The sequence below is a fragment of the Mycobacterium sp. genome, from assembly GCF_049280035.1.
GTDB lineage: Bacteria > Actinomycetota > Actinomycetes > Mycobacteriales > Mycobacteriaceae > Mycobacterium.
The window spans coordinates 1-5,088 of the sequence record NZ_JBAPPI010000694.1 but is presented as its reverse complement, the minus strand read 5'-3'; the positions used below and the strand labels follow the sequence as shown (position 1 = coordinate 5,088).

General features: G+C 64.4%; 5 protein-coding genes. 4 read left to right on the top strand and 1 reads right to left on the bottom strand.

Annotation, left to right across the window (positions count from 1 at the left end):
* Nucleotides 1-16: 16 nt before the first annotated feature.
* Nucleotides 17-1,207 (top strand): ABC transporter ATP-binding protein, encoded by a 1,191-nt coding sequence (locus WAN71_RS22285; protein ID WP_422227411.1) that lies wholly within the window; start codon nt 17-19, stop codon nt 1,205-1,207.
* Entirely contained in the window at nt 1,204-1,812 is a 609-nt protein-coding gene (locus WAN71_RS22280; RefSeq protein WP_422227410.1) for a suppressor of fused domain protein, read from the top strand. Before WAN71_RS22285 ends, WAN71_RS22280 begins: the two co-directional genes overlap by 4 nt.
* 2 nt (nt 1,813-1,814) lie before the next feature.
* Here WAN71_RS22280 and corA read toward each other — a convergent pair whose 3' ends face one another.
* Nucleotides 1,815-2,921, bottom strand: coding sequence for a magnesium/cobalt transporter CorA (corA, locus tag WAN71_RS22275; RefSeq protein WP_422227409.1), 1,107 nt, complete (start codon nt 2,919-2,921; stop codon nt 1,815-1,817).
* Nucleotides 2,922-3,079: 158 nt separating this feature from the next.
* Between corA and WAN71_RS22270 the strand changes: the two genes are divergently transcribed.
* Together WAN71_RS22270 and WAN71_RS22265 are read left to right on the top strand one after the other, a co-directional pair.
* Nucleotides 3,080-4,069, top strand: a complete 990-nt coding sequence (locus WAN71_RS22270) for a malate dehydrogenase (protein ID WP_422227408.1) — start codon at nt 3,080-3,082, stop codon at nt 4,067-4,069.
* Between the two features lie 25 nt (nt 4,070-4,094).
* Nucleotides 4,095-5,088, top strand: a 994-nt coding sequence (locus WAN71_RS22265) for an NAD(P)-dependent malic enzyme (protein ID WP_422227407.1), incomplete at its 3' end; no start/stop codon positions are given.

The following is a 5,088-nucleotide window of genomic DNA, read 5'->3' as shown; positions in this document are numbered from 1 at the left end:
GTGAAGGGATAGCGCGATGGCCGAAATTGTGTTGGATAGGGTGACCAAGAGTTACCCCGACGGCGCGATGGCCGTGCAGGAACTCAGCATCACGATCGCCGAAGGCGAGTTCATCATCCTGGTCGGGCCGTCCGGCTGTGGAAAGTCGACGACGCTGAATATGATTGCGGGACTCGAAGATATCTCATCGGGGGAACTGCGTATCGGCGGCGAGCGGGTGAACGACAAGGCGCCCAGAGACCGCGATATCGCAATGGTGTTCCAGTCGTATGCGCTCTACCCGCATATGACCGTGCGACAGAACATCGCATTCCCGCTAACCCTGGCGAAGATGAAAAAAGCCGAGATCGCGGACAAGGTCGAGGACACCGCGCGAATCCTTGACTTGACCGACGTTCTCGACCGCAAGCCCTCGCAACTGTCCGGTGGCCAGCGGCAGCGGGTGGCGATGGGTAGGGCAATCGTGCGTCACCCCAAGGCTTTCCTGATGGACGAGCCGCTGTCGAACCTCGACGCCAAGTTGCGGGTCCAGATGCGTGGCGAGATCGCCCGGCTGCAGCGGCGGCTGGGCACCACAACCGTCTACGTGACGCACGACCAAACCGAGGCCATGACGCTCGGTGACCGGGTGGTGGTCATGCGCGGCGGGGTTGCGCAGCAGATCGGTACACCCGACGAGCTTTACCAGCGGCCCGCCAATCTGTTCGTCGCCGGTTTCATCGGCTCGCCGGCAATGAACTTCTTTCCCGGCACGCTGACTGCCACCGGATTGAACTTGCCATTCGGCGAGGTGACGCTGACTCAACCCGTCCATGACGTGCTCGCGCAGCACCCGACGCCGGAGAACGTCATCGTCGGCGTGCGCCCGGAGCATTTACAAGATGCCGCGTTGATCGACGGCTACCAGCGCATCAGCGCGCTGACCTTCGAGGTGGAGGTCGACATGGTCGAGTCGCTGGGTGCCGACAAATACGTCTACTTCACCACGGAGGGTTGCGTTGTTCACTCCGACCAGCTCTTAGAGCTCTCCGAACTTGAAGCCGAATCCGCAGGAGAAGACCACGAATTCGTCGCCAGGGTTCTCGCTGCGTCGAAAGCGGCAACAGGAAAGTCCCTCGAATTAGCCTTCGACACCACAAAACTCGCCGTTTTCGACGCCGACACCGGCGTCAACTTGACCGTTCCACCGCCGCCTGAGGAGCAGTGACCCAGACACTGGCGCGGGTGCGCGCGCACCTGACCGCACACTTCTCCGATGCGGGCGTCGACACCGAGCCTGATGTCGCGAGCGTGACGTTCCTCGGCGCCGAGCCAATCGAGGTGTTGCGCTTTCGCCCAGGCGCCGACGAGGTAGTGCATTACGTCTCGCTGGGTTGCTCGCGGCACCCGATGACCGATCCGACGGCCTTGGTCGCCGACCCCGAGTGTGGCCCGCGCGCTGAAGTCGTTCTGCGGCTGCGCAATCCAGGGCCGGTCACCCGTCTGGCGCATAGCCTGGCGATCGTCGCGGCAACGCCTGCGGTCGACGGAGTGGTGTTGATCGAAGACGCGTTGATCGATCTCGGTTCGCCACTATGGGATACCCGATCAGGTCCGGCTCCGTTCACCGCGATGCTGTTGGGCCGCAGCGATATTCCGGACCTGCCGCTGGATTCGCCGCGCGACCCGGTGCGTTTTCTGTCCGCGACGCCGATCACCGCGACGGAGGCCGCCTGGGTGCGGCTGAAAGGCGCCGATGCGATGCGCGAGGCGTGGCGAAGCGACGGGGTAGACGTGCTAGATCCCAATCGTCCTGCTGCACAACCGAATTGACTCTACAACCAGTCTCTGCGGCGGAAGTTGCGGTACAGCAGCACACAGATGATGACCAGAACGGCGATGAACGCCGGGTAACCCCAGTGCCATTTCAGTCCGGGCATGTACTCGAAGTTCATCCCGTAGATACCGGCGATCATAGTGGGCACCGCCAGCAGGCCCGCCCATGCCGATATTTTGCGCATGTCGGTGTTCTGCTGCATTTCGACCCGGGCCAGCGCGGCCTGCACCAAGGAGCTGAGATTCTCGTCGTAGCTGGCGATCTGGTCGGCGGCCTGGGTGTTGTGGTCGCCGACGTCGCGCAGATAGCGCCGCACTTCTTTGGAGATCAGATCCTTGTGTTCGGTCTGGAACCGGGCAAACGGGACCGAGAGCGGATTGACGCACCGGCGCAGCTCGACAACTTCCCGCTTGAGCAGATAGATCGGCTCGATTTCGGTCCGGTGGTCGGGTGCGAACGCCACTTCTTCGATCGCGTCGATATCGGTCGCCATCAAGTTGGTGACGTCGAGGTAATGGTCCACCACGTTATCGGCGATGGCGTGCATCACCGCGAATGGGCCGAGCCGCATCTGCCCGGGGTCGGAATCCATCCGCTTGCGCACGTCTGTTAACCGACCGTGCTCGCCGTGCCGGACTGTCACCACGAAATCACCGTTGACGAAAATCATGATCTCGCCGGTTTCGACGATCTCGCGGGTGAGGACCACCGACTCGTGCGGAACGTAGTTGACCGTCTTGAGAACCAGGAACAGTGTCTCGTCGTAGCGCTCCAACTTCGGCCGCTGGTGGGCCTGCACGGCGTCCTCGACGGCCAGCGGGTGCAGACCGAAAACGTTGCCGACTTCTTGCATCTGGTGTTCGGTGGGCTCGTGCAGGCCGACCCAGGCGAAGGCGTTCTGTCCGACCAGCTGCAGCTCGCCCACCTTGGCCCGTGCCTCTTCGTGGGTGAAAGTCCCGGCAAGTCGCACGCCGTCGACGTAGATGCCGCAGTCCACCACCGCCTGCTCGGCAGACAGGTCATCCGGGTGCGTATGAGGAGGCTCGTCCCTTTCAGGCCGTGCCGCAGGACGCAGAGTTTCCGGTATATCGCGAAACGAAGGCATCCTTCACCTCCCGTCGCAGTCCGGATCCGATGAAGCCTCGGTCATGCTACGCGCCTCAGCCCGGTATTGCCCGCGAGCTGGTGCCGCTGAGCTGGCGTGATAGCCGCCGAGGCCGGGGCCAGGGTTTCTGGCGCCCATGGGTGCGATAGTTTCGACGCGTGAGCACAACACCCCTGAAGGTTGCCGTCACCGGCGCTGCCGGCCAGATTGGCTACAGCCTGCTGTTTCGCCTGGCGAGCGGCTCGCTGTTGGGTCCCGACCGCCCGATTGAACTGCGGCTGTTGGAGATCGAGCCGGCCCTCAAGGCGCTCGAGGGCGTCGTGATGGAGCTCGACGACTGCGCGTTCCCGTTGCTGTCGGGAGTGCAGATCGGCGCCGACCCGAACAAGATCTTCGACGGCGTCAACCTGGCGCTGCTCGTCGGCGCCAGGCCCCGCGGTCCGGGCATGGAGCGCGGTGACCTGCTGGAGGCCAACGGCGCGATCTTCACCGCGCAGGGCAAGGCGCTGAACTCCGTGGCCGCAGACGACATCCGCATCGGCGTCACCGGCAACCCAGCCAACACCAACGCGCTCATCGCGCTGAGCAACGCGCCCGACATTCCGCACGAGCGGTTCTCGGCGTTGACGCGTCTCGACCACAACCGGGCCATCTCGCAACTGGCCCACAAGACCGGAGCCGGCGTCAGCGACATCAAGAAGATCACCATCTGGGGCAACCACTCGGCCACCCAGTATCCCGACATCTTCCACGCCGAGATCAAAGGCAAGAACGCGGCTGAGGTGGTCAACGACCAGTCGTGGATCGAGAACGACTTCATCCCCACCGTCGCCAAGCGTGGCGCCGCGATCATCGACGCGCGGGGCGCGTCGTCAGCGGCTTCGGCCGCCTCGGCAACAGTCGACGCCGCCCGGGACTGGCTGCTGGGCAGCCCCGACGGCGATTGGGTGTCGATGGCCGTGGTGTCCGACGGCTCCTACGGTGTGCCGGAGGGCCTGATCTCGTCGTTCCCGGTGACCACCAAGGGTGGTAATTGGACCATCGTGAGCGGCCTGGAGATCGATGACTTTTCCCGCGGCCGGATTGACAAGTCGACCGCCGAGCTGGCCGACGAGCGGGAAGCCGTCACCGGCCTTGGCCTGATCTAAAGATCCAGCAAAGTACCCTGGGGCCGTGTCCGAAAGCGCATCCCGAGCAACGGAAGGCCCGGCAAAGAGTCAGCCCATCGTGCTTGACGACGAAGAGATCTTCGAGGCGCACATCGCCGGGAAGCTTTCCGTGCAGTTAAGGTCTCCGCTGGACACCCAGCGCGCCCTGTCGATCGCCTACACCCCGGGCGTCGCGCAGGTCAGCCGGGCGATTGCCGCCGATCACACTCTGGCCGCCCGCTACACCTGGGCGAACCGGTTGGTGGCCGTGGTCAGCGACGGCAGCGCGGTGCTCGGCCTCGGTGATATCGGCCCAGCGGCTGCGCTGCCGGTGATGGAGGGCAAGAGCGCGCTGTTCAAGGCGTTCGCCGACCTGGACTCGATCCCCATCGTGTTGGACACCAAGGATCCCGACGAGATCGTCGAGACGCTGGTGCGGCTGCGGCCGACGTTCGGCGCGGTCAACCTGGAGGACATCGCCGCGCCGCGCTGCTTCGAGATCGAACGTCGCCTGGTCGAGGCACTGGATTGTCCGGTGATGCATGACGACCAGCACGGCACCGCGATTGTGGTGTTGGCTGCGCTGATCGGCGCCACTAAGGCGCTCGGCCGCGACATGCAGTCGTTGCGCATGGTGATCTCCGGTGTCGGCGCGGCCGGCGTCGCATGCGCGAATATCCTGATGTCCGTTGGTATTTCGCATGTCACGGTGCTCGACTCCCAAGGCATTCTGCATCCCGGCCGCGACGGCCTGACCCCCGTCAAGGCCGACCTGGCCCAGCGCACGAACCCCGAGGGCCTCACCGGTGGCATGATCGAGGCGCTCAAGGGCGCTGACGCATTTTTGGGAGTGTCGGCCGGGGTGGTGCCCGAGGAGCTGATCGCCTCGATGGCGCCCGACGGCATCGTGTTCGCGCTGTCGAACCCCGATCCCGAGGTCCACCCGGATGCCGCCGCCCGGCACGCGGCGATTGTCGCCACCGGGCGAAGCGATTTCCCGAACCAGATCAACAACGTGC